Consider the following 22,042-nt stretch of genomic DNA (forward strand, 5'->3'; position numbering starts at 1 on the left):
CGAATTAGTGCCTTGACGGCACACTAACCAAGCCGATCACCGCAGGTCAGCGCGACCTGGTCCCCAAAAACCTGTCCAGGTGACCCAAGTCAGGTTAGGGCAACGCCTGCGACGAACGTGATCGTGTAGTGCTCCTTCCCGAGCCAGTTGTATTGGAAGGCCGGCGTGCCGCCGAGCACGTAGAAGGCGAATCCACCGGTTTCGCCGCCCAGGGTGACGATCATGCCCTCGGCGTCGCCGTCGGGGTTGTCCACGTCGGCGATGACGGAGAAGGACCGGTTCTGATGTCGATGACCCCGTCGTCGGGGAGCCGGATCGTGCCGGCGCTGTAGCTGGCGCGGTTGCCGGAGACGAGCCTTCTCCGTTTCGCGGTCACTAGTTCGAAGGCGTTGTTGACCATCGGGTAGACGTTGTAGGTGCGCGCCTCGTGGTCGAAGAGCGCTTGGAGTTCCGCGAGCCGGTCGGGGTGCTGTGCCGCCAGGTTGGTGGCGTGGCCGAAGTCGTTCCACAGGTCGTAGAGCTCCCACGCGTCCTCGTCGAACGGCACCACCTCCTTGGCTGCGGCCGTCACGCCGTCGAGTCCGTGACGGGTGCCGGCCCACCAGCCGTCCTGGTAGATAGCTGGCCTGCGGCGGCTCCTCCAACGTGCGCCTTGCAAGGGCTGCGCCAATTCTTGCCTCGTCCCCTTGATAGCTGCCAAACCCAGGTCGGCGCGGCGCGTGTCAAAAGTCGGCTTGCTTGCCGATCCCGATGAGACGCTCCGAGGCTCTTATGGAGCGTCTGCGTGGCCGATGGGCTCGCTGAGGGTGTCCACGTCAGTCCGGTGTGGTCAGGCGAGCGCCTTGGCCTTGAGGGATTCGTACTCCTCCTGCGTGATCGTTCCGGAATCGAGCAATCCTTTGGCGTTGGCGATCTCGTCGGACGGGCTCTTGGAAGTGCTTGCAACGTCCTGGATGTACTTCTCCTGCTCGGCCTGCCGCTGCACAATCGCCGTCCGCTGCCGCTCGTTCATGCTCCGGCCCCGAACAATGAGGTAGATCAGTGCCCCCAACCACGGCACGAAGATGAGCAGAATCGCCCAGCCGGCCTTTGCCCAACCGCTCAGCGAGCGGTCTCCGAACAGGTCCCACAGGCAACGGAACCACACCATCAGTGCGGCGATCCAGATGAAGAACCAGAAGCTCCACAGGAGAACTTCCCCGAAGTCATTCGTCATTGCGTCCACGGCCATTTCCTCCCAGTGATGAGCGCACGCGCTGCCCGGCTCACCCAGGTCGAGCCTCATGACTTGTGCCTCCGACAGGCGTTGCGGTTCGCATTGCAGCAGGTCCGGAGTGTCCAGCGCGTCACCCACGGGGGGTGAACTCCTCACCGCGAGGCATCAACCGCGCACCGATCCGGACCGGCCCGTGGGGCTGTCGGAAGGGGCCACGCCCCGAGGCCAAGCCCGGCAACTGAGAGTGGGCCACTTCCTGGGTTGAGGTTGGCTGAGGCGGACTGGCTGGTGCAGACGGCTGTGGAGCGCTGGCGGGCCGGCCGCTGGTCGGGCCGTCCAGGGCCGGGCGATCGTCGTCCCGCGGTGGGGGAATAGCGTTGGGATGGCGGGGAGTTTGGTATTGGGTCAGACCAGGTTCGGGACCGAGGAGAGCGATGAAGCCGACTGAGTTCGTGAAGGTGAACGGGCAGTTCTGGGGGGAGCACCTGCGGAGCGCCGGCGAGCATCTGCTCGGGAGTCACCGGCGGGAGCTGCCGGGGCCGTTGCTCTTCCCGCGGCTGATGCTGCTGACCGAGACCCCGGACTGGAACATCCTCGAGCTCGCCGGTGTGAGCCGCGAGTACCGCTCGCCCGAGGTGCGGCGGCAGAAGGCGGCGAGCGTCGAGGAGTACTTCGGCCTCGGCGACGGCTCGGCCGTGGTCACGCTGCCGGGGGAGAACCTGTTCAAGGACGCGACCATCGCGACCGAGGCGGGGCGGCAGGAGCTGGACGGCTACTTCCCGGCCACGGCGAAGATGCTCGGGGACGAGTTCACCGGGCCGGGCGACCAGTTGCTGCAGTTCGCCCCGGGGAACTATTCGACCTTCGACCGGACGCTGCTCGTGCACACGGCGAACGACTCGATCCGGCTGCACTGGACGTTGTTCGCGATCGCGATCCACAGGTCCGAGCCCGCCGAGAAGTACCTGGACTTCCTCCGGAACTACTCCAACGCCCGGCCGCACCTGGATCCGATCGGCACTCTGAGCGTGCCGGTGGAGGCCGCGGACCTCAACGGTGACGCATTCGCCAGCACCTACCTGGCGCACGGTCTCCAGGACGGGACCGTCGACCAGTTCCTGGACGCGAACGAGGAGATCCTGCTGTCGGCGTTCGACGCTACCCGGCTGATCCGGCAGCCGTTCCTGGACGACCTGCGGCCCGACTTCATTCTGGAGCGCGCGGACGGCAGCCACCTGATCGGCGACCTGAAGCTCCCGGTCCTCGACTCCACCAACGGCAAGAAGCGCCGGCGCGCGTTCCGCAACCCGGTCAGCGAGGGCGCCGCGCAGCTCACTCAGTACGCCGACTACTTCAAGTCCACCGAGAACCGTGCCTTCGCCCAGACCAAGTACGGCGTCGACGTCAGCGACCCGCGCAAGCTGCTGATCATCCCGACCCAGGAGCCGGTCGGCGCGGCCGAGTTCGCGCAGGCCGGCGTGGAGATCGTCGACTACGACACGATCCTGCGCCTCCACCTCGCCGCCAAGTCCTGATGGAGTACTTCGTCTACGGCCGGGACCGCCCCGGCAGTGGCGACCTCAAGGCGAAGCTGACCGAGGAGCACTGGGCGTTCATGGACGGGTACGTCGACGCCCTGATCGCCCGCGGTCCGACCCTGACCGAGGACCGTGAGGCGTCGACCGGCAGCCTGCACATCGTCGACCTGCCGGATGTCGAGGCCGCCCGCGCGTTCGCGTACGACGAGACGTACTACCGCGCCGGCGTCTTCGACTCAGTACTGCTCTGCCGCTTCCGCAAGCACGTCGGCAGCACCATGTGGGACTTCGGCGAGGCCGTCGAGGGCTACGGCCGCTACCTCGTCCTCACCGAGGACGAGCCGCGACCGATCAGCTCGAAGCACCTGATCATTTACGGCGACCTCATCGGCCTGGACGACGACACACACCTCGGCCGCGCGGCCCTCGTCGAAGCACGTGACGCCGAGAGCGCCGCCGTACTGGCGGATGCGGATCCAGCCGACGTCCACCCGTGGGAGTTCGGGGGACGGCGGGACTGAGTTGGCTCAGCTGACGGCCGGGATTCACCTCCGGCCGCCAGCGTGGTCGTGTGATTGACGACGAAGAGCTGTTCGAGTCGCATTTCTCACGACGCGGGTTCCTCGCGTCTGCCACCGTCGCCGGTGGCGCACTCCTCACACCGCCGCGCCCGCCCAGGCCGCTGCCGTGCGGAAGTCAGCCCCGGCCGCCGATCCGATCACGACGCCGCGGGTCGGCGGGCTGCATCTGCAGTTCGGAGCGGACGCCTCCACGGAAGTGACCGTCTCCTGGCACAGCCGCCAGCCGGTACGACGACCGCGCGTACTGCTCGGTGGTCCGGACGGAAACTTCGAGCGGACCGTGACCGCTGCCACGAGCAACTACACGGACGCGAAGTCCGGGCACATCGTCTACGTCCACCACGCCCGAGCCGGACGACTCCGCGCCAACACCGAGTACGTGTACGCCGCCGTACACGACGGGGCCGAGGCCGAGTTCGGGACGTTCCACACAGCGCCGAAGGGCCGGGCCAAGTTCACCTTCACCAGCTTCGGCGACCAGGGCACGCCGACGCTGGGCAAGCGGTACGTGCCGCCGCCGGGCGTGACGATTCCCAACCCGCCGTTCGTGAACGACAACCTCGGTTCGCCGGCGGCCGGTGATGTGACCGCCGGAGTGGAGCGGGTGCGGCCGTTGTTCCACCTGTTCAACGGGGACCTCTGCTACGCCAACCTGGCCGACGATCGCGTGCGTACCTGGAACGACTTCTGGGAGAACAACACCCGCAGCGCACGCGACCGCCCGTGGATGCCGTCGGCGGGCAACCACGAGAACGAACTCGGCAACGGACCGATCGGGTACGAGGCGTACCAGACGTACTTCGCGCTGCCCCGGCAGGACGGGCAGACCGATGTGACGCGCGGGCTCTGGTACGCGTTCACCGTCGGGTCGGTGCGGGTGATCAGCCTGGCCAACGACGACGTCTGCTACCAGGACGGCGGCAACAGCTACGTCCGCGGGTACTCCCAGGGTGCGCAGAAGGCGTGGCTGGAGAAGGAACTGAAGGCGATTCGCGCCGACCGCGGCATCGACTGGATCGTCGTCTGCATGCACCAGGTCGTGGTGAGCAGTGCCGACCAGGCGAACGGCGCCGACCTCGGCATCCGGCAGGAGTGGGTGCCGCTGTTCGACCGGTACGGCGTCGACCTCGTCGTCTGTGGACACGAACACCACTACGAGCGCTCGCACCCGATCCGCGGACAGCAGCCCAACCAGACGCTCACCCCGATCCCGACCGCCACCCGCGCGGATGTCGTGGACACGTCGAAGGGCACGGTGCACCTGGTCATCGGCGGCGGAGGGACGTCGGTCGGCTCCAACGGCGTGCTCTTCAACCCGCCGGCCTGCCGCGTGATCACCTCAGTCGGCGCGCCCGACCCGACCACCGGCAAGCGTCCGCCCGTCTACGTCCAGGAGCCCGCCCCCTGGTCCGCCTCCCGCAACGCCGCCCACCCCTACGGCTTCGCGGCCTTCACCGTCGACCCCGGTCACCCCGGCGGCCACACGACGATGCAGGTCACCTACTACGACGTCCTGGGCCCCAACGGAGACCTCTCCCCCTTCGAAACCTTCACCCTCCACCGCCCCCGCCGCGACGGCTGAGGACCGTCTGCAGGGTGCTGACGAGCGTACGTCGGTCGGCCGCCGGGATGTCGCCCGTGAGAGTTTCGATGCGGTTGACGACGGCGTTGTGGGCCTCGTGGGCCAGCGCTTTGCCGGCCGGGGTGAGCTCGATCTGGCAGGCGCGGCGGTCGGTGGGGTTGGCGATGCGGGCGACCAGGTCGCGGCGTTCGAGGCGGTCGACCATGCTGGTCAGGCTGGAGCGTTCGATGCTCAGGATCCGGCTGAGCTCGGTCATCCCAAGTGGTCCGCCGAGTAGGACGCAGAGTAGGTGGGCCTGTTGCGGGGTCAGCCCGAGTGGCCGGCTGGTCTCGGCGTGCAGGTCCTGCAGGAGGTGCATCGTCTGGACCAGGGCGCTAGCCAATTCCTGATCCCGCGCCGTCGTCGTCGCCATGTCCCCATGATAGTCCGGTCCACGAATAGTTTGCAGACCGAATAGTTCGTAGTGTTACTATTTCGGCCTACGAACTATCTGAGGAGACTCCGATGACCGTGAAGTTCGGATATGGCTCGCCGGATCACGTCCGCGACGTGGACGCCATCCTGCGACTGGCCGAGCAGGCCGACCGCGACGGGCTCGATCACGTCAGCCTGTCGGACCACCCGTACGTCGCCGACCTCCTGGACGGGTACGCCGCAGTCGGTTTCCTCCTCGGCCGGACCGAGCGACTGTCCGCGTTCGTCAACGTGACCAACCTGCCGTTGCGCCCGGCCCCGGTGCTCGCGCGTACGGCGTCCGCGCTGTCGGCGTTGTCCGGTGGCCGGTTCATCCTCGGGATCGGCGCCGGGGGAGCGATGGATCGGATCACCACGATGGGCGTCCCGGCGCAGCGCCCGGCCGAACAGGTCGAGGCCTTCGAGGAAGCGATGCAGTTGGTCCGCGCGTTGTCCGCCGGCGGCGATCCGGCTCCCACGAAGCACTACCCGATCGGAGCGCTGAAGGCCGCCGCCGTACCCGCGCCGCTGATCTGGACAGGCTCGAACGGTCCGAAGTCGCTCGCCGCCACCGGTCGTCAGGCCGACGGCTGGATCCCCGGCCGCGCCGCCGACTGGCTGAGCGACCGCTACCGCTGGTCCCGCCCGATCATCGACGAGGCCGCCCTCGCGGTCGGTCGCAAACCCTCCGACGTCGCCACCATCTACAACTTCCCCGGCGCGATCACCGCAACGCCCGTACGCCGTACTCGCGACGACGAAGGCCGCTGGATCGGCGGCTCCCCGGCCCAATGGATCGAGGAACTCACCGACGCCGTCCTCAACCACGGCGCCGCCGGCTTCACGCTGTTCCCGCGCGGCTCGGACCCGTACGACGTCCAGGTCGCCCGCTGGTCGCAAGAAATCGTCCCGGCGGTCCGCGCCGGGATCAATCGAGAGTCGCCAGCTCTTCTTTAGTCAGCCGGAGAGCGCCCGCGGCGATGTTCTCTTCCAGGTGGGCCGGGTTGCCGGTGCCCGGGATCGCGAGGACGTTGGGGCTTTGGTGCAGGGTCCAGGCCAGGCGGACCTGAGCCGGCGTCACGCCGTGAGTCGTCGCGATGGCCTGCACGGCGTCGGAGTGGTCGGCGGCCGCCCCGCCTTCGCGGGACTCACCGGCGATCGCGAAGAACGGTACGTACGCGATCCCGCGGTCCGCGCACAGCCGGATCAGCGCGTCCTCGTCGCGGCGCAGATCGACCGCATAGCTGTTCTGCACGCACACGACCGGCGCGATCGTGCGCGCCTCGTCGACATGATCGGCCCGGACGTTCGACACCCCGAGCTGACGGATCAGCCCGGCGTCGCGCAGGTCGGCGAGCGCGCCGAACCGGTCGGCGATCGAGTCGGCGCCCGGCTTCTTGATGATCCGCAGGTTGACCACGTCGAGGCAGTCGACGCCGAGCTGCCGCAGGTTCGTCTCCACCTGCGTCCGCAGTTCGGCGGCGGTCGTCGCCTGGTAGAACCCGCGCTCGGGATCCTCGCCCGGCCCGACCTTCGTGGTGATGACCAGACCTTCCGGGTACGGTGCCAGTGCCTCGCGGATCAGCTCGTTGGCGTATCGCTTCGGCCCGTCACCGACCCCCAGCGTCCCGCCCGGCGACGCGTAGAACGCCGCCGTGTCGAGGTGGTTCACGCCGAGTTCCACGGCGCGACGCAGAACCTGGATCGCCACGGAGCGATCCGGGTTCGCGGTGATCCGCATCGAGCCGAAGCCCATCCGGTTGACGGTGACGTCGCCCAGCTTCCACGTCCCGGCTGCAGCCGCACTGCTCATTCTTCGATCGCTCCTCGGACTCGGCGCAGGTGCTGGCGGAACGTCAACGACGGATCCTCCGCCCGCGCGGTCAGAAACTCCGCGAACCGAACCTGCTCCCGCAACGAGCGGCCGGCCCGGATCTCGCCGGCCTGCCGGTGCTCGGTGTCGCGGATGGACTCGGCCAGCGCTGTCAGCTCCTCGACCCGGTCGGCCGGGACGAAGATCGCACCGTCCTCGTCCGCGAGTACGACGTCCGCGCGGGTCACCGTCCACTCGCCGATCGTTGCCGTGGACAACGCATCGGCCGGTTGCGGATCGAGCCGGAGTGGTCCGGTCGGCAGGGCGCCGAGACTGAAGACGGGCAGCCCGATCGCGGTGATGTCAACGGTGTCGCGGTGCAGGCCCCAGATCACGATGCCCGCCAGGCCGGCCGCCTTCGCCTCGAGTGAGACCAGGTCACCGACGCACGCCTCGTCCCGCCGGCCGCCGTTGTCCACCACCAGTACGTCGCCCTGCTCAGCGGACTCGAAGGCCTCGAGGAACACGTCCACACTGCCCACGTGCTGCGCCGGCAGCACCCGCCCGGCGACCCGGCCGCCGACCACAGCTGTCAGCGACACCGTGCGTACCGGCACTCCCGCCCGAACACAGGCGTCCGCGACGTGCGCCGTGGTCAATCCCGCGAACAGCATCCCAGCCCCCTCTCGCTCGACTCCCAGCCGACCTTAGGTCAAGAACCGGATGATCGCCTCGAGGGAGGGGGTCGTAGTGGTGTCCACCGTCAAAGCCGGGACCGGGAGGTCGACCGGCTGGAAGGCGTTGTGGGTGCGCATCCGGGCCTCGGCGCTGATCTGGGCGTCCTCGTGGGCGGTCCGGTTGGAGTTCGCCGTACGGGCGTTGATCCGCGCCAGCGCCACCTCGGCCGGGACCGTGCAGTGCAGGACGCGGACGTCGGCCCGGCCGAGCAGGGGGGCCAGGCCCGGGCTCCATAGGCGGTCCTGGAACGCCGCCTCGGCGACGACCGTCGTACCGCGGCCGATCAGCAGGCCGATCACATCGAAGAACGTCGACAGCGTCCGCATCGTCAGCGGATCGCCCGGCCCGGGCACGAACCCGGGGGTCGCGTGCGCCATCCCCTCCTTGATCTCGTCCCGGCAGATCGCCGGGCAGCCGATCGCCTCCGCCACCCGGTGCGCCAGCGTCGTCTTGCCGGTCCCCGGCGGGCCGCTCACCACGATCAACATCGGTTTGGACTGCACGCGCGGCACCTTAGCGAGACCAGGCCGGTGATCTCCACTGAACGTCAAAGCCGGGTCAGAAATTGTCGGTGCGGCTGGTTAGCGTGATGTCCGGATGTGGCCGGAGTCCGCGCGCGGCGGGGGTGACAGTGGAGCGATGACGACGTATTCGGCGGTGCGGACGACGGGGATCTACTGCCGTCCGGGGTGTGGGGCGAAGCCGCTCGCGGAGAACGTGCGGACGTTCGAGCTGCCGGCCGCGGCGGAGGCGGCCGGGTATCGCGCGTGCCTGCGCTGCCGGCCGTACCGGGTGGCCGGGACAGTCGCGGACGAGGCGCCCGAGCTGGTCTGCCGGGCGGTACAGCTGATCGTCGCCGGCGTGCTGGACGAGTCGGGTGAGGCGGCGCTCGGCGCGCGGCTGGGGGTGTCGGCGCGGCATCTGCGCCGGATGTTCCACGAGCATCTGGGGGTCACGCCCGATCAGTTCGCGCGCTCCCGGCGGGCGCATTTCGCGCGGCGGCTACTGGACGACTCCGAGCTCGGGATCGCGGACGTCGCGTTCGCCGCCGGCTTCGGCAGCCTCCGGCAGTTCAACCGCGCGATGCGCGAGATCTTCCGCGCCTCCCCACGCGAGCTCAGGGATCGCCGTCGCCGCAGTGATCGCCTGGTCGCCGATGGAGGTCTCGTACTGCGCTTGCCGTACACACCGCCGTACGACTGGGACGCGATGTGCGCGTTTCTCGCCAAGCACGCGATCCCCGGCGTGGAGTCGGTCGAGGATGGTGTCTACCGGCGGACGATCTCCCTCGACGGCTACCCGGGACTGCTCGAGATCGGCCCGGGCGGCGACGACTACCTGCTGCTGCGCGCCCACCTGCCGTACTGGGAAGGCGTCATCCACATCGTCGACCGCGCCGCTCGCTTGGTCGGCCTGGAAACCGAGCCCGTCCTGGCCCGAGCCCTGCTGTCCGAGGATCCGGTGATCGGCCCGCTGATCGCGTCCCGCCCCGGCGTCCGGGTGCCCGGCGCCTGGGGTCCGTTCGAGGTCGCCGTCCAGGCAGTCGTCCGTGACCACCTGGACGGCAACGAGGCGTACGACGCTCTGCGCAAACTCGTCGAGGTCCACGGGCTGCCGGTCCCCGGCCTCGGTCACGGTCTGACGCACGCGTTCCCGGGTCCACAGGCTCTGACCGGCGCCGAGCTGATCGGCCCCCTCGCCCAAGAAGTTGCTGCAGGCAACATAGTGCTCGACAGTGCTGTGGATGCCGAGAAGCTGGCCGAGGTGGCCGGCGTCAGCACCAAAGCCGCAGACCAGGTGGCGATGCGGCTTGGTGCCCGTGACGCTTGGCCGCTGGACGGTGAGTCGGAGCATCTACGACCGTGGCGCTCACTCGCCGCCGTTCATCTGCTCAGTGATTCGTAGGTGCCGCTCGACAGCAGTTCCTTCGCGGCGGCTGTTGCCAGCTCATAAGCAGCCGACGCGATCGCGGGTCCGACGCTGATCCGGGTCACCCCGAGCGCCGTCAGTTCGGCGACCGAAGGAGCGCCAGGGCCGACCATCACGTTCAGCGGTAGCGGTGAGGCGGCAACCAGCTCGCGAATGGTGGCGGCATCCACGACTCCCGGGACGAACAGGACGTCCGCGCCGGCCTCGGCGTACTGCTTGGCGCGTTCGATCGTGCCGGAGCCGTCGCCGAACAGGTACGTGTCGGTGCGGGCGTTGATGACGAGATCGATGCCGGCGGACACGGCGACGGTGCGAGCCGCCGCGATCCGGGCGGCGTGCACCCAAGGTTCGTCGAGCACCCGGCCGGTGCTGTCTTCGAGGTTGATGCCGACGGCACCGGCTTCGAGGGCGTCGGCGACGGTTACCTCGACCTCCCCGTAGCCGGCCTCGAGGTCGGCGGTGACCGGGATCGACACCGCCGCGCAGATCGCGCGGAGTGCCGCGATCGCCGTCGTACGGGTGAGTCCACCTGCGTCGTCGACCCCGGCGGCCCAGGCGATGCCCGCGCTCGTTGTCGCGATCGCGACAGCACCCGCCGCCTCGATCGCGCGAGCGGAGCCGGCGTCCCAGGCGTTCGGCAGGACCAGCGGCGGCTGCGCGTGTGGGGCGCGCAGCCGCCGGGCCAGGTCGGCCTGCGTGCTCACAGGCTGACCAGCAGTTGGTGGTCGATCTCGACGAACTCCACGATCAGGTCGGCGAACCGCCCCGCGATCAGCTCCTTGTACGCCGCCGATCCGGTGTGTGCGTCGTACGCCGCCTGGTTCGCGAAGTGCTCGACGAACAGCAGGTAGTCAGGGTTGGCCGGATCGCGGTACACCCGGAACGACAGCGTCCCCTCCTCGGTACCCGGACCCTTCGGCGCGAACTCCTGCACGATCTGCTCGGCCACCGCCTGGTTGCCGTCCTTCAACTTGATCGGAAACACCTTTGCCAGCACTTGATTCCTCCTGAGGTGGTCTCTGGTACCCCTCAAGATTCGCCCGCGGACCCACCCCGGGTCTGGCCATATTCGGCCATCTCCATCTGCTCATTATCTGAGACGATATGTCTCACAAAACAAGATTCTGGGTTAGCGTAAGGCTTGTTGGCGAGGGCAAAGGAGCCTGGGATGAACAACGTGTACACGCACGGCCACCACGAATCGGTACTGCGGTCGCACAGCTGGCGCACCGCGGAGAACTCGGCCGGCTACCTTCTTCCCCATCTCCGGCCCGGCATGTCGCTGCTCGATGTCGGCGCCGGCCCCGGCACCATCACCGCGGACCTGGCCCGCCTGGTCGAGCCTGGGCGGACGACCGCGCTGGAAGCGAATGAAGCCGCCCTCGACATCACCAGGTCGACCTTCGCCGAACTCGACGTGAAGGTTGAGTTCGTCGTCGGCGACGTACACGCGCTGGACCTCCCCGACGACACGTACGACGTCGTCCACGCACACCAGGTCCTGCAGCACGTCGCGGATCCGGTGCAGGCGTTGCGGGAGATGCGGCGGGTGTGCAAGCCCGGCGGGATCGTCGCGGTCCGGGACTCCGATTATCACGGCTTCGTCTGGTACCCGGAGTTGCCCGAGCTGGACGAGTGGATGGCGCTCTACCAGCGGATGGCCCGCGCGAACGGCGGCGAGCCGGACGCCGGCCGGCGACTGCTGTCCTGGGCGCTGGAGGCCGGCTTCGAGAAGGTCGACGCAACCGCGACCAACTGGGCATTCACGAACGACGACGATCGCGCGTGGTGGGGCGGCATGTGGTCGGACCGCATCCTGAAGTCCGCGCTAGCCGATCAGGCTCGCGGTGCCGGCGTACCCGAGGAGACGCTCACCGCCATCTCCCAGGCCTGGCAAACCTGGGCCGCCCGTCCCGACGGCTGGATCTCCATCCTGCACGGCGAACTCCTCTGCACCGCTTAGCGCGAGCGCTGGCGGGAGATCTCGTACAGGACTGCTGTTGCTGCGTTGGCGGCGTTGAGAGAGCTGGCTGAGCCGGTGATGGGGATGCGGACCAGTTGGTCCGCGGCTTCTTTCCACGCGGCGCTCAGACCAGCTGTCTCGTTGCCGATCAGGAGCAGCGTGGGCTGGGTGAAGTCGAAGTCGAACACGTCGACCGAGCCGTGCTCGTCGGTGCCCACGACCACGATCGGTACGGCGTGCCGTCGTACCCAGTCGAGGACCTCATGATGCGACGGCACGCGGACGGCGGGAACCGCGAAGAGCGACCCGGTCGTCGCGCGGACCGCCTTCGGATCGTAGACGTCAGCCGCGTGCCCGGTGACGATCACGCCATGCGCACCGAACGCGTCCGCGGACCTGATGATCGACCCGATGTTCCCCGGTCCGGTGGGCCGGTCGAAGACCACGCCCAGGAAGTCCGGCCGGACCTCGATCCGGTCCAGATCGTCGGCCGGCAGTTCCAGCACCGCGATCAGCTCGGGCGCGGCCTCGTCCTTCTCGCCGAGCTCGGCCAGCAGCTCGCCCGCCATCGCCACCCGCTCCACGCTGGGCAGCCGCTGCAACAGGTCCCGTGCCCAGCGTGACAACGGTCGGGAGGCATCGGTGATCACCGTGCGCACCGGCCATCCGTTGTCCACGGCAACCGAAATCGGCCGGACCCCCTGGACCAGGAACTCCCCGGCCCGCTGCCGCTTGGTCCGGTTGGTCAGCAACGCCTGCCACACCTGAAACCGGGCATTCCGAGCCGTGATCCGCTGCACCCGACTACCCTACTCAGGACGGCGGCGCCGCCGTCGACTCGCGGACGATGAGCTCCGGACGGAACAACAGCGACTGACCCTGCTTCGGGCCGGAGTCGTCCAGCCGGGACCGGAGCTGGCTGAACGCGGCCGCCGCCATCTCCTGCATCGGCTGGCGGACGGTCGTCAGGGTGGGCGCGTACAGGTCGGCGAGCACGATGTCGTCGAAGCCCACCACCGACACGTCCTTGCCGACCTCGAGCCCACCGTCGCGCAGCCCACGGCAAACCCCAAGCGCACACATGTCGTTGATCGCCACGATCGCGGTCGGCGGATCGTCCAGTGCCACCAGTTCCGCGGCGGCCGCGCGCCCCAGCTCGGACGCCTCGACATCGCCGAAGTCGTCGGCGCCTGTGCCGGTCGGCGCGCGCAATGCCTCCGCCGGATCGAGGCCGGCCCGCTCGAGCCCGGCGACGAAACCGCGGTACCGCTCTTTGCGGTTCACGCTCGCCAAGGCCCCCGAAACGAAGGCCAGCCGGCGGTGGCCGAGGTCCGTGAGGTGCTGCGTGGCGAGCTGGCTGCCGATCGCGTTGTCCACACTGATGCTCACCAGCGACGCGGGATCGCCGGCTTGCGACGTACGGTCGAAGGCGACCAGCTGGAGTCCGCGCTCGACCAGCGGCAGCACGTGCTCGAGCGACGGCAGCGACGAGCACAGTACGACGCCGTGGACGCCGTCGGCCCACAGTTCGTCGATGTAGTCGCGTTCGCGGCGCGGATCGCGCTCGGAGTTGCAGAGCAGCACGTGATAGCCCTCGGCCAGGGCGGCGGATTCCAGGTGCCGGGCCAGCGCACCCCAGAACGGGTTGCCGACCGACGGGACGACGAGCCCGATCGTGGTGTTCCGGCCGGTGCGCAACTGCCGGGCGGCGCGGTTCGGCCGGTAGCCGAGCTTGTCGATCGCCGTCTCGATCCGCTGCCGGGTCTCCGGCAGCATCCGATGGTTCCGCCCGTTCAGCAGGTTCGACACCGTGCTCGGCGAGACGCCTGCCTCGGTCGCCACCTGCTGGATCGTCACCTCACCCATGCCCACCCGCGCATTCTTCCTCACCTTCGCCCCGTCGTCCTGCCATGTCGCAGTGCAACGATGCATCACGAATCAGCGAAAGTCCAGCAGAAGCCGATCGAGCTCAGCCCCTTGACGATCGCCGGAATCGCTTCCTAGCATGCGGTGCATCGTTGCACCAGCTCGCATCCGCAGCGCCGCTGCGGCTGGTAGATCGTTGCACCACTCCCATCTCGCAGCACCACGAAAGGCGCGCCATGGAGTACTCCCGCAGATCAGTCCTGACGGCCCTCGGCCTCGGCGCGTTCGCCGCCGCCACCGGGTGTTCGGCATCGCCGTCCGGGGACGGGCAGGCGGCCGCCGAGGGTCCCGCCGAGGGCGAGATCACGCTGCTCACCCCGATCTTCGAGGGCAGCACCGGCAAGCAGTTGCTCGAGGGCAAACTGCTGGCGGCGTTCAAGCAGAAGAACCCGAACGTCACGGTCAACGTCGACTACACGACGTACGCCGCGCTGAACGAGAAGCTCACCACCGGCCTGGCCGGCGGCCTGATGCCGGACGTCGTGATGCTCGGCGTCGGCTGGATCCCGCCGTTCGCGCACAAGAAGGTGCTCGCACCGCTGCCGGACGAGCTCGCGAAGCGCTACCAGTACGAGGACCGCGTCCTCGAGCCCTCCCGGTACGACGGCAAGCTGTACGCGCTCCCGCTGGTGCTCGACACCCGGATCGTCACCTACCGCAAGGACATGTTCGCCGAGGCCGGGATCACGCAGCCGCCGAAGGACTGGGCCGAGCTGCGCGAGATGGCCAAGGAACTGGCCCGGGCCGACGGCTCCGGCAAGCTGACCCGGGTCGGGTTCGACCCGTTCTCGATCGACCTGCGGCAGTGCTGGGAGACCTTCCTGTTCGCGAACGACGGCAACCTGTTCGACGAAGCCGGCCAGCAGGTCAAGTTCGACGACGAGCGCGGGGTCGAGGCGTTGCAACTGTTCCTCGACGTGATCAAGGACAAGTCGGGTGACTACTCGTTCACGTCGTCGGCCGGTCAGCCGAGCACGCTCGCCCAGGGCCGCTCGGCGATGATGATGGCGAACAACTCGCTCTGGGTGCAGCTGCAGCAGCAGAATCCGGAGCTGCTGAAGGAAGACAAGGTCGGCGCGTTCATCCTGGCCAACAAGGTGCCGGCGATGCTGCAGGGCGGGACCCTGGTGGCCCGCTCCGCCTCGACCAAGCACGCCGCGGCGGCCCAGGCCCTGGTGGAGTTCATGGGGACGCCGGAGAGCATCCTGCCGACCGCCCAGCAGCGCGGTTCGGTGCCCGGCGTGCAGGACCTGCGGACCTCGGACTACGTCAAGAACAACGGCTTCGTGAAGCTTGCCCTGGACAACATGAGCAAGGCCCGCTCCGAGGGCGGTACGCCGGCCTGGATGGAGATCCGGGAGAAGATCAAGACCACCCTGGAGACCGCGGTCGTCGGCCAGAAGACCGCCAAGGAAGCGATCGACGAGCTGGCGAACCTGAGCAAGCAAGCGATCTCCCGGTTGTGAGCGGCACGATGGTGTCGACACTGGAGAAGGTGCGCGAAGTCGCACCCGGTCCGGCCACCAGTCAGCCCCGCCGCGGCCTCTTGCGCAGCCGGAGGCGGGCCGGGCTGCTGATGGTCGCGCCCGCGCTGCTGCACGCGCTGATCTGGATCGGCATCCCGCTGGTCGCCGCGGTCGTCCTGAGCTTCACGTCGTACGACGTCCTGACACCGCCGCGCTTCGTCGGCCTGGAGAACTTCCGCGACCTGCTCGCCGACGACGTGTTCCGGCGCGCGGTGCTGAACACCAGCGTCTACACGTTCTTCACCGTCCCGGTGGCGATGTCGATCGCGTTGCTGATCGCGCTGATGCTGAACACGAAGCTGGCCGGCCGGGCGATCTTCCGGACCGCGATCTTCATCCCGCAGGTGACCGCGACGATCGCGGTCGCGCTGGTCTGGTTGTGGATCTACGACCCGCGCAGCGGCTTGGCGAACGCCGTACTGTCGTTCCTTGGTCTGGACGGCCCGAATTGGCTGTCGTCGACGCACTGGGCGATGCCGGCGGTGATCGTGGTCGGCGTCTGGCAGGGCATCGGGCTGAAGATGCTGATTTACCTGGCCGCGTTGCAGAGCCTGCCGACCGAGCTGTACGAGGCGGCGTCGGTGGACGGCGCCTCGAAGGTCCGGCAGTTCTTCAGCCTGACCGTGCCCCTGCTGAAGCCGGCCACCTTCTTCGTCTTCGTCACCTCGGTGATCGGCGCGTTCCAGTCGTTCGACCAGGTGTACATCCTGACCGACGGCGGCCCGGCCAACAGCACCACGATGATGACCTACGAGATCTACAAGTCCGCGTTCCGGGAGTTCCGGATGGGCTACGCCTGCGCGCAGAGCCTGGTGCTGTTCGCGCTGCTGCTGGTCCTGACCCTGGTCAACCGGCGGATCACCGGAGGCGACCGTGCCCGTTGACGGACTCCGCCGGATGAGGGCCCGCCGGATCGCCCTCTACCTGACGCTGACCGCGATCTCCCTGGTGATGATCGTCCCGTTCGTCTGGATGCTGCTCACCTCGCTGAAGACGCCGACCGACATCGCCGCGGTGCCGCCCCGGCTGTTCCCGACGAAATGGGCCTTCAGCAACTATGTCGACGCGTTGCACGCCGCCCCGTTCGCGACGTACGCGCGGAACAGTTTCGTCATCGCGGCCAGTCACACCCTGCTGAACGTGGTGATCGCCTCGATGGCCGGGTACGCGCTGGCGCGGCTGCGGTTCCGCGGCAGCTCGCTGATCTTCCTCGGGTTCGTCGGTGCGCTGATGATCCCGACGTACACGAAGATCCTTCCGGAGTTCCTGATCGTGCGGTTCATGCCGCTGTTCGGTGGCAACGACATCACCGGTCAGGGTGGGACCGGCTGGCTGGACACCTGGTGGGCGCTGATCATCCCGGGCGCGGTCAGCCCGTTCTCGGTGTTCCTGTTCCGGCAGTTCTACCTGGACCTGCCGGTCGAGCTCGAGGAAGCGGCCCGGCTGGACGGCCTCGGCGAGCTGGGCATCTACGCCCGGATCATGACGCCGCTGGTGAAGCCGGCGTTCATCACCGTCGCGCTGCTGACCTTCGAGGGCTCGTGGAACAACTTCCTCTGGCCGCTACTGGTGACCAAGAGCGACAGCCTGCGGGTGATCCAGGTCGGGCTGTCGGTGTTCCGGACCGAGAACGACACCCAGTGGGCATTCCTGATGGCCGGTACGACGCTGGCCACCGTGCCGATGGTGGTCTTGTTCCTGATCGGGCAGCGCTACTTCGTCCAAGGGTTCGCGACCGCGGGCATCAAATGACACTCAGCGAAAGGAAAGTACCTATGACCGGGGAACTGCAAGGCACGCGAGCGCTGGTGACCGGGGCCGGGCACGGCATCGGCCGCGGGATCGCGCTCGGTCTGGCGGCCGCCGGAGCGGACGTTGTGGTCCACTACGGCAAGTCCGCGGACGCCGCCGCGCAGACCGTCGCCGCCATCGAGGATCTCGGCCGGAAGGCGATCGCGGTCGGTGCCGACGTCACGAGTACGGCGGATGTCGACCGGCTGCTCGACGAGGCGGTCGGTTTCCTCGGCGGGCTCGACGTCCTGGTCTGCAACGCAGGCCACCTGATCGGCCGGGTCAAGGTCGAGGAGATGTCCGACGAGCACTTCCAGCAGGTCGTCGACGTGAACCTCGGCGCCACCTTCCGCACCACCCGGGCCGCGATCCCGCACCTGGCGCAGTCCTCCAACCCGCGGATCATCACGATGGCCTCGCTCGCCGCGCACAACGGCGGTGGCCCCGGTTCGGTGATCTACGCGGCGGCCAAGGCGGGGATCCGTGGATTCACCAAGGGCCTGGCGAAGGAGCTCGGCCCGCAGCGGATCACGGTCAACTCGGTCGCGCCGGGCTACATCGCGGAGACGGCGTTCCACCAGACCTTCTCCACCGAGCAGGCCCAGGCGAACATGGTGGCCGGTACGCCGATCGGCCGCGCCGGTCAGGTCGAGGACGTGGCGAACGCGGTCCGCTTCCTCGCGCTTCCGGCGTCGGGCTACTTGACCGGGATCACCATCGACATCGACGGTGGCACATGGCCTCGCTGACCGGACATCCGCCGACCGAGCGCGGTGGCTGGTGGCACGAGTACGTCTGCCCGGCGCACGGTGTCGAGCTCGAGCACGTCGAGTTCGAAACCGGTGAGTTTCCGGTCGGCGGCGTACCGTGCTCGTACGGCTGCCGCGTCGACACCCCGGCGGTGCGGGGCGCCTGGCGGGTGCTCGCGCATCACTGGTGGGCGCGGCGGATCCGCTTGCTCTCGTACGACGGTGGTGGCGCCGAGCTGCTCACGGCGTACGCGCGGCTCTATCAGGACCTCACGAGATCCGGGGAGCACGAGCAGGCGCAGGGGTGGATGCAGCGCGGGCGGCTGTTCCACCAGGCGCTGACCGATGCGGTCTGGGGCGTGCCGATCGCGCACGCGATCCTCAACCTCGCACCGAACGCTGCCCTCGCCGAGACCCTCCCGATGCTCGATGCGATGGTCGACGGATCACGGCGGGCCCGGGACGCGATGGTTGCCCAGGACAAGTTCTCGTCGAACTACACGGCGTGGTTCAACGCGCTCGGTACTGTGGCCGGACAGGCCGCGGCCGCCGTACGGGGTGAGCCGTGGGGCGGCGATAAGGAATGGCTGACCGGGGAACATGGTCAGTTCGCGCATCTGGAGATCGCGACCGGCGAGGACGGCTGGGAGTGGGAAGCCAGCACGTATTACCACGGCTTCGTACTCCGGGCTTATCTCCTCAGCCTGCGGGGTGCCGATCCCGCCGACGTGCCCGACTGGCTGGACGCGATGATCGGCGCGCTCGCCGGGATCGCGACCGACGGCGGCATCCTGCCCGCACTGCACGACGGTCCGTACCGTCGCGTCCCGCTCGCGCTGGAGTGGCTGGAGATCGTTGCCCTCGCACGTCAGTTCACCGCGAACCACGGGCTGGACGCCGTTGCCGCCCACGCCCGTGCGGAGGTGGGCACGGAGTACGACGGTCTCGAGGACAGGTTCGGCGGGTGGTTCGCAGGCCCACCACGCTCGGGCGCGGTGCAGCCCCGCCCGCTGACCGGTTGCTATGCGGTGATCCGCGCCGGCGGCATTCACGCGATCCTCGACCATGGACCGCACGGTGGATCGCACGGTCACCATGACAAGCTCTCGCTCTATCTGTATGGCCCGACCACGCCGTGGCAACCCGATCCGGGGCAGGTGCCGTACGGGCATGCCGAGTGGCGGCGCCACTACAAGTCCGCCGCCGCACACCCGACGATCCGGATCGACGGCCTCGAGCCGAACGAGGCGACCGGTGTGGTCACGACGGACGAGACCTCGGTGACGGCGGAGGTCGCCGATTGGTACGACGGTGTCCGGGCGACGCGGCAGGTGATCGCGGGAGACGGCTATCTCGTCGATGTGGTCCGGGTAACGGCGGATCGGGAGCGCGAGATCGCGCTGCAGTTCCGCCCCGACGTCGACCTGACCGTGGAGGTGGGGTCAGGTGTGGTGCGCACGGTGTGGGCGGGCCAGGAAACGCTGTATGGCTACCACCTTGGCGTCGGGGTGCCGGTGACTCGACCGGGACCTGGGCCGGCAGATGACCCACAGCGGACACGAACTGTTCTCGACTGGACCGTCGTCGGCACCTCCGCCACCTTCTGTTCTGTCTACTCGACCGCCGAGGTTGCCGTCGGGGTGAGTGGCGACGTGGTCACGGTCGACGGGCATGTGCATCGGATCGGGGGTCGTTGATGCTGATCGACAAGCGTCTCGACGACCTGCGCGACGGGCTGGACGGTCAGCATGTCGCGCGCTGGCGGCGACTGCGCGAGCAGTGCGACTGGTACCGCACTCAGACCCCACCGACCGAGCACCCATCCGCGAGCATCACCTACTTCGGCCCGGCGGCCGCGAACCTCGCCCTGGCCTACCGCCTGACCGGCAACCCCGGCTATCGGGCCGAGGCCGCGCGCTGGATCTCCGCGGCGATCGGGTTCCCGCACTGGGGCAAGGCGCACCTGCCCGACCACGACCTCGACGCCGGGTGGCTGCTGCACGGGCTGTCGCTCGCGCTGACCTGGCTCGGTGACGACTTCGAGCTGGCCGACGAGTTGCGCGCGAAGCTGGAGTTGCAGGGATCGCGGTTGTACGAGTTCGCCGTCGAGTCCGAGGGTTCCTGGTGGAGTTCGTCGTACTGGCAGAACCACAACTGGATCTGCTACACGGGCCTCGCCGCGGCCGGCTATGCGCTCGGCAAGACGGAGTGGACCGAGCGGGCGAAGGAGAACTTCGCGACCGTGATCGACCTGCTGCCGGCCGACGGGTCCGACATGGAGGGTGTCGTCTACTGGCGGTACGGCGTCCCGTGGCTGGCGACGTACCTGGATCTGCTCCAGGACCAGGAAGGGCTGGACTGGTGGGACCGCTGTCCCTTCCTCGCCAACACGTTCTCCTATCGGCTGCAGCAGTGTGCGCCCGGTTTCGAGGAGAACATCGACCACGGCGACTGCCACGATCGCCGCAGCGGCCACAGCGTCGCGCTCTACTACAAGCTCGCCTCCGCCTACCGGATCGGCGAGGCGCAGTGGCTCGGTGATCTGGTCGCCGACCGCTTCTTCTGGCGCGAGGCGTACGCGAGTGGCGTGAAGCCCGGCGTGATGCCCGAGGCCTACCTCGAGCTGCTCTGGTACGACGACTCCGTCCGGGCAACGCCGCCGGAGGAGAAGACACCGTTGTCGGCGTACTTCCCTGACCTCGGCCTCGTCACGGCACGGACCGGATGGGACGACGAGGCAACGATGGTGTCGTTCAAGGCCGCACCGGGCGGCGGGCATCAGGCCTGGGAGACGTCGCACCGGCTCGACCGCGAGCGTGGTTGGGACACGCTGAGTGCCGGGCATCATCATCCGGACGCCGGGTCGTTCGTGCTCACCTCGCGGGGTGCCTTCCTGGCGGTCGACGAGGGGTACAGCAATCGCAAGCGGGCCGGAGACCACAACCTGATCCTGGTCGACGGGCAGGGTTTCGCCGACGAGGATCGGTACCACGTCTACAAGGGTGCGCCGTACGAGCGCCAGGCCCGGATGGTCGACGTACTCGCGGCCGGCGGGATGCTCCACGCGACGGCGCGGATCGCCGCGATGTATCCGGCTGAGCTGGAGATCACCCGACTCGATCGAACCCTCGTATTCACGCCCGCCGGCCGGCTGGTCCTGCTTGACCGGTGTGCCGCTGGGGCGCCGCGGGACTGGACGTTCCTGCTGCACGCCGACTGGCCGCTCGAACTCGACGACGAGATCGTGCTGCGCTCGGGCGGCGCGCAAGCCTGGGTCCGCCTGCACACGCCGCTGACCGTCGAGTCGGCCGTCACCGAAGTCGAGGCGAATCCCACCTCGAGCACCCCGAGCCTGCGCCTGACCCGCACCCTGCACACCCTCCGCGCCACCGCCGAACGGTGTGCTTCCGCCACCCTGCTGACCACCATCGAGCCGACCTCGGCTCTCCGCCCGGCACCACCCACCGCATGCCGCCTCGACCTCACCCGAGGCTTCGGCATCGCCTTCGACGGAGAAACCGTCCTGTTGGCCGACGACGACGGCCTGATCGAGGGCGAGGGCTTCGCCGAGCAAGCCAAGGCCGTCATCCAGACCGCCGACCGGAGGATCACGGTATGAGCCGCCGGGACGATCACCTGGTGACCCGCCGGGACGGTCTTGGGGTGACTCGGCGGGCTATCGACTGGCTGGGGTGGTTGGCGAGTCCGGTGCTTGCGGGGGCGGCGTTCTCGATCCTGTGCCTCGGTGTCGTGACCTGGTTGCCGGCGCTGGCGGCGGTCGGGTTCGCGCTCAACCGGTGGCGGACCGACGGCGACACCCGGTGCTTCGCCGGGGTCTTCACCGGGTGGCGCGGGTACTGGCGTCCGTTGTTGCCGCACTCCGCCCTGATGACTGTTGCAGCAGTGGTTGCTGCCAGCAACTTGTCCTTCCTCTCCGGCCATTCCGGGCCGGTCGTGCTGACCTTGTTCATGATCCACGTCGGGCTGGTCGCGGCCGCGGTCACGTACCACCTGGCGCTGGCCGTTGCCGCCGGTCGCGACCCATCCGGCTCGGCATCCGGCTGGCGTCGTACGGCGTTCCGGCTCGCCTTCACCTCCGTCCCGCGCGGCACCGCCCTGCTCGGCGCGGCTGTCGCGGCCCCGATCTTCTCGCTCGTCGTTCCGGCGGGCCCGCTGCTCCTCGGCGCCACAGTCCCCGTACTGATCGGGCTCCTGGTCGCCGACCACGCATAGCCCC

Annotated in this window: 25 protein-coding genes; 14 read left to right on the forward strand and 11 right to left on the reverse strand. The window is 68.7% G+C overall.

Annotated elements, in window-relative coordinates:
- Window positions 1-89 precede the first annotated feature (89 nt).
- The 3 genes from AB0E63_RS40795 to AB0E63_RS40805 all read right to left on the reverse strand — a co-directional run bounded on the left by AB0E63_RS40795 (window position 90) and on the right by AB0E63_RS40805 (window position 1,354).
- Entirely contained in the window at window positions 90-254 is a 165-nt protein-coding gene (locus AB0E63_RS40795) for a hypothetical protein (protein ID WP_360378516.1), read from the reverse strand.
- Window positions 221-571, reverse strand: a complete 351-nt coding sequence (locus AB0E63_RS40800; protein ID WP_360378519.1) for a hypothetical protein — start codon at window positions 569-571, stop codon at window positions 221-223. Before AB0E63_RS40800 ends, AB0E63_RS40795 begins: the two co-directional genes overlap by 34 nt.
- 258 nt (window positions 572-829) lie before the next feature.
- Window positions 830-1,354 (reverse strand): SHOCT domain-containing protein, encoded by a 525-nt coding sequence (locus tag AB0E63_RS40805; protein WP_360378521.1) that lies wholly within the window; start codon window positions 1,352-1,354, stop codon window positions 830-832.
- 296 nt (window positions 1,355-1,650) lie between these two features.
- On the opposite strand from AB0E63_RS40805, the gene AB0E63_RS40810 reads away from it, so the two are divergent.
- Genes AB0E63_RS40810 through AB0E63_RS40825 form a run of 4 tightly spaced genes read left to right on the forward strand, consistent with a single transcriptional unit; the run spans window position 1,651 to window position 4,917 of the window.
- Window positions 1,651-2,751 (forward strand): hypothetical protein, encoded by a 1,101-nt coding sequence (locus AB0E63_RS40810; protein WP_360378523.1) that lies wholly within the window; start codon window positions 1,651-1,653, stop codon window positions 2,749-2,751.
- Window positions 2,751-3,275 (forward strand): YciI family protein, encoded by a 525-nt coding sequence (locus AB0E63_RS40815; RefSeq protein WP_360378526.1) that lies wholly within the window; start codon window positions 2,751-2,753, stop codon window positions 3,273-3,275. Before AB0E63_RS40810 ends, AB0E63_RS40815 begins: the two co-directional genes overlap by 1 nt.
- 50 nt (window positions 3,276-3,325) lie before the next feature.
- A complete protein-coding gene (locus AB0E63_RS40820) occupies window positions 3,326-3,535 on the forward strand; it encodes a twin-arginine translocation signal domain-containing protein (RefSeq protein ID WP_360378529.1) in 210 nt (69 codons plus the stop codon).
- Window positions 3,442-4,917, forward strand: a complete 1,476-nt coding sequence (locus tag AB0E63_RS40825; RefSeq protein ID WP_360378531.1) for a metallophosphoesterase family protein — start codon at window positions 3,442-3,444, stop codon at window positions 4,915-4,917. Before AB0E63_RS40820 ends, AB0E63_RS40825 begins: the two co-directional genes overlap by 94 nt.
- On the opposite strand, the gene AB0E63_RS40830 is transcribed toward AB0E63_RS40825, so the two are convergent.
- Window positions 4,886-5,329 (reverse strand): MarR family transcriptional regulator, encoded by a 444-nt coding sequence (locus tag AB0E63_RS40830; RefSeq protein ID WP_360378534.1) that lies wholly within the window; start codon window positions 5,327-5,329, stop codon window positions 4,886-4,888. The two genes, AB0E63_RS40825 and AB0E63_RS40830, sit on opposite strands and share 32 nt — an antisense overlap.
- Before the next feature lie 92 nt (window positions 5,330-5,421).
- On the opposite strand from AB0E63_RS40830, the gene AB0E63_RS40835 reads away from it, so the two are divergent.
- Window positions 5,422-6,327 (forward strand): LLM class flavin-dependent oxidoreductase, encoded by a 906-nt coding sequence (locus tag AB0E63_RS40835; RefSeq protein ID WP_360378537.1) that lies wholly within the window; start codon window positions 5,422-5,424, stop codon window positions 6,325-6,327.
- On the opposite strand, the gene AB0E63_RS40840 is transcribed toward AB0E63_RS40835, so the two are convergent.
- Genes AB0E63_RS40840 through AB0E63_RS40850 form a run of 3 tightly spaced genes read right to left on the reverse strand, consistent with a single transcriptional unit; the run spans window position 6,299 to window position 8,424 of the window.
- Window positions 6,299-7,183 (reverse strand): oxidoreductase, encoded by an 885-nt coding sequence (locus tag AB0E63_RS40840; protein WP_360378539.1) that lies wholly within the window; start codon window positions 7,181-7,183, stop codon window positions 6,299-6,301. The genes AB0E63_RS40835 and AB0E63_RS40840 overlap by 29 nt on opposite strands.
- The gene (locus AB0E63_RS40845; RefSeq protein ID WP_360378542.1) at window positions 7,180-7,857 is read right to left on the reverse strand and encodes an RraA family protein; all 678 of its coding nucleotides are present in this window, start codon (window positions 7,855-7,857) and stop codon (window positions 7,180-7,182) included. Before AB0E63_RS40845 ends, AB0E63_RS40840 begins: the two co-directional genes overlap by 4 nt.
- 33 nt (window positions 7,858-7,890) lie before the next feature.
- A complete protein-coding gene (locus tag AB0E63_RS40850; RefSeq protein ID WP_360378544.1) occupies window positions 7,891-8,424 on the reverse strand; it encodes an AAA family ATPase in 534 nt (177 codons plus the stop codon).
- Window positions 8,425-8,560: 136 nt separating this feature from the next.
- Here AB0E63_RS40850 and AB0E63_RS40855 point away from each other — a divergent pair, with 136 nt between their 5' ends.
- On the forward strand, window positions 8,561-9,826 hold the full coding sequence (locus AB0E63_RS40855; protein WP_360378546.1) for an AlkA N-terminal domain-containing protein: 1,266 nt from the start codon (window positions 8,561-8,563) through the stop codon (window positions 9,824-9,826).
- On the opposite strand, the gene AB0E63_RS40860 is transcribed toward AB0E63_RS40855, so the two are convergent.
- Together AB0E63_RS40860 and AB0E63_RS40865 are read right to left on the reverse strand one after the other, a co-directional pair.
- Entirely contained in the window at window positions 9,805-10,554 is a 750-nt protein-coding gene (locus AB0E63_RS40860; RefSeq protein WP_360378549.1) for an isocitrate lyase/phosphoenolpyruvate mutase family protein, read from the reverse strand. The two genes, AB0E63_RS40855 and AB0E63_RS40860, sit on opposite strands and share 22 nt — an antisense overlap.
- Window positions 10,551-10,847: an antibiotic biosynthesis monooxygenase gene (locus tag AB0E63_RS40865; protein ID WP_360378551.1), complete on the reverse strand. Its 297-nt coding sequence runs from the start codon at window positions 10,845-10,847 to the stop codon at window positions 10,551-10,553. Before AB0E63_RS40865 ends, AB0E63_RS40860 begins: the two co-directional genes overlap by 4 nt.
- Before the next feature lie 171 nt (window positions 10,848-11,018).
- Between AB0E63_RS40865 and AB0E63_RS40870 the strand changes: the two genes are divergently transcribed.
- Window positions 11,019-11,813 carry a methyltransferase domain-containing protein gene (locus AB0E63_RS40870; protein ID WP_360378553.1) on the forward strand — a complete coding sequence of 265 codons (795 nt, stop codon included), beginning with the start codon at window positions 11,019-11,021 and terminating at the stop codon, window positions 11,811-11,813.
- On the opposite strand, the gene AB0E63_RS40875 is transcribed toward AB0E63_RS40870, so the two are convergent.
- Both AB0E63_RS40875 and AB0E63_RS40880 read right to left on the reverse strand, forming a co-directional pair.
- Complete coding sequence (locus AB0E63_RS40875) at window positions 11,810-12,613, reverse strand: TrmH family RNA methyltransferase (RefSeq protein ID WP_360378556.1); 804 nt, start codon at window positions 12,611-12,613, stop codon at window positions 11,810-11,812. The genes AB0E63_RS40870 and AB0E63_RS40875 overlap by 4 nt on opposite strands.
- Before the next feature lie 13 nt (window positions 12,614-12,626).
- Complete coding sequence (locus AB0E63_RS40880; protein ID WP_360378558.1) at window positions 12,627-13,703, reverse strand: LacI family DNA-binding transcriptional regulator; 1,077 nt, start codon at window positions 13,701-13,703, stop codon at window positions 12,627-12,629.
- Between the two features lie 212 nt (window positions 13,704-13,915).
- Between AB0E63_RS40880 and AB0E63_RS40885 the strand changes: the two genes are divergently transcribed.
- From AB0E63_RS40885 to AB0E63_RS40915, 7 genes are read left to right on the forward strand one after another with little or no spacing between them, the layout of a single operon-like run.
- A complete protein-coding gene (locus AB0E63_RS40885; RefSeq protein ID WP_360378561.1) occupies window positions 13,916-15,205 on the forward strand; it encodes an ABC transporter substrate-binding protein in 1,290 nt (429 codons plus the stop codon).
- 8 nt (window positions 15,206-15,213) lie between these two features.
- The gene (locus AB0E63_RS40890) at window positions 15,214-16,149 is read left to right on the forward strand and encodes a sugar ABC transporter permease (protein WP_360378564.1); all 936 of its coding nucleotides are present in this window, start codon (window positions 15,214-15,216) and stop codon (window positions 16,147-16,149) included.
- On the forward strand, window positions 16,139-17,017 hold the full coding sequence (locus AB0E63_RS40895) for a carbohydrate ABC transporter permease (RefSeq protein WP_360378567.1): 879 nt from the start codon (window positions 16,139-16,141) through the stop codon (window positions 17,015-17,017). Before AB0E63_RS40890 ends, AB0E63_RS40895 begins: the two co-directional genes overlap by 11 nt.
- Window positions 17,018-17,040: 23 nt before the next feature.
- Window positions 17,041-17,805, forward strand: a complete 765-nt coding sequence (locus AB0E63_RS40900) for an SDR family oxidoreductase (protein WP_360378570.1) — start codon at window positions 17,041-17,043, stop codon at window positions 17,803-17,805.
- Entirely contained in the window at window positions 17,793-19,502 is a 1,710-nt protein-coding gene (locus AB0E63_RS40905; RefSeq protein ID WP_360378573.1) for a heparinase II/III family protein, read from the forward strand. The genes AB0E63_RS40900 and AB0E63_RS40905 overlap by 13 nt, the downstream gene beginning before the upstream one ends.
- The gene (locus AB0E63_RS40910; protein ID WP_360378575.1) at window positions 19,502-21,424 is read left to right on the forward strand and encodes a heparinase II/III family protein; all 1,923 of its coding nucleotides are present in this window, start codon (window positions 19,502-19,504) and stop codon (window positions 21,422-21,424) included. The genes AB0E63_RS40905 and AB0E63_RS40910 overlap by 1 nt, the downstream gene beginning before the upstream one ends.
- Window positions 21,421-22,038 (forward strand): hypothetical protein, encoded by a 618-nt coding sequence (locus tag AB0E63_RS40915; RefSeq protein ID WP_360378578.1) that lies wholly within the window; start codon window positions 21,421-21,423, stop codon window positions 22,036-22,038. The genes AB0E63_RS40910 and AB0E63_RS40915 overlap by 4 nt, the downstream gene beginning before the upstream one ends.
- The last annotated feature ends 4 nt before the right edge of the window (window positions 22,039-22,042 follow it).

The organism is Kribbella sp. NPDC026596 (genome assembly GCF_040638415.1).
Taxonomy (GTDB): Bacteria; Actinomycetota; Actinomycetes; order Propionibacteriales; family Kribbellaceae; genus Kribbella.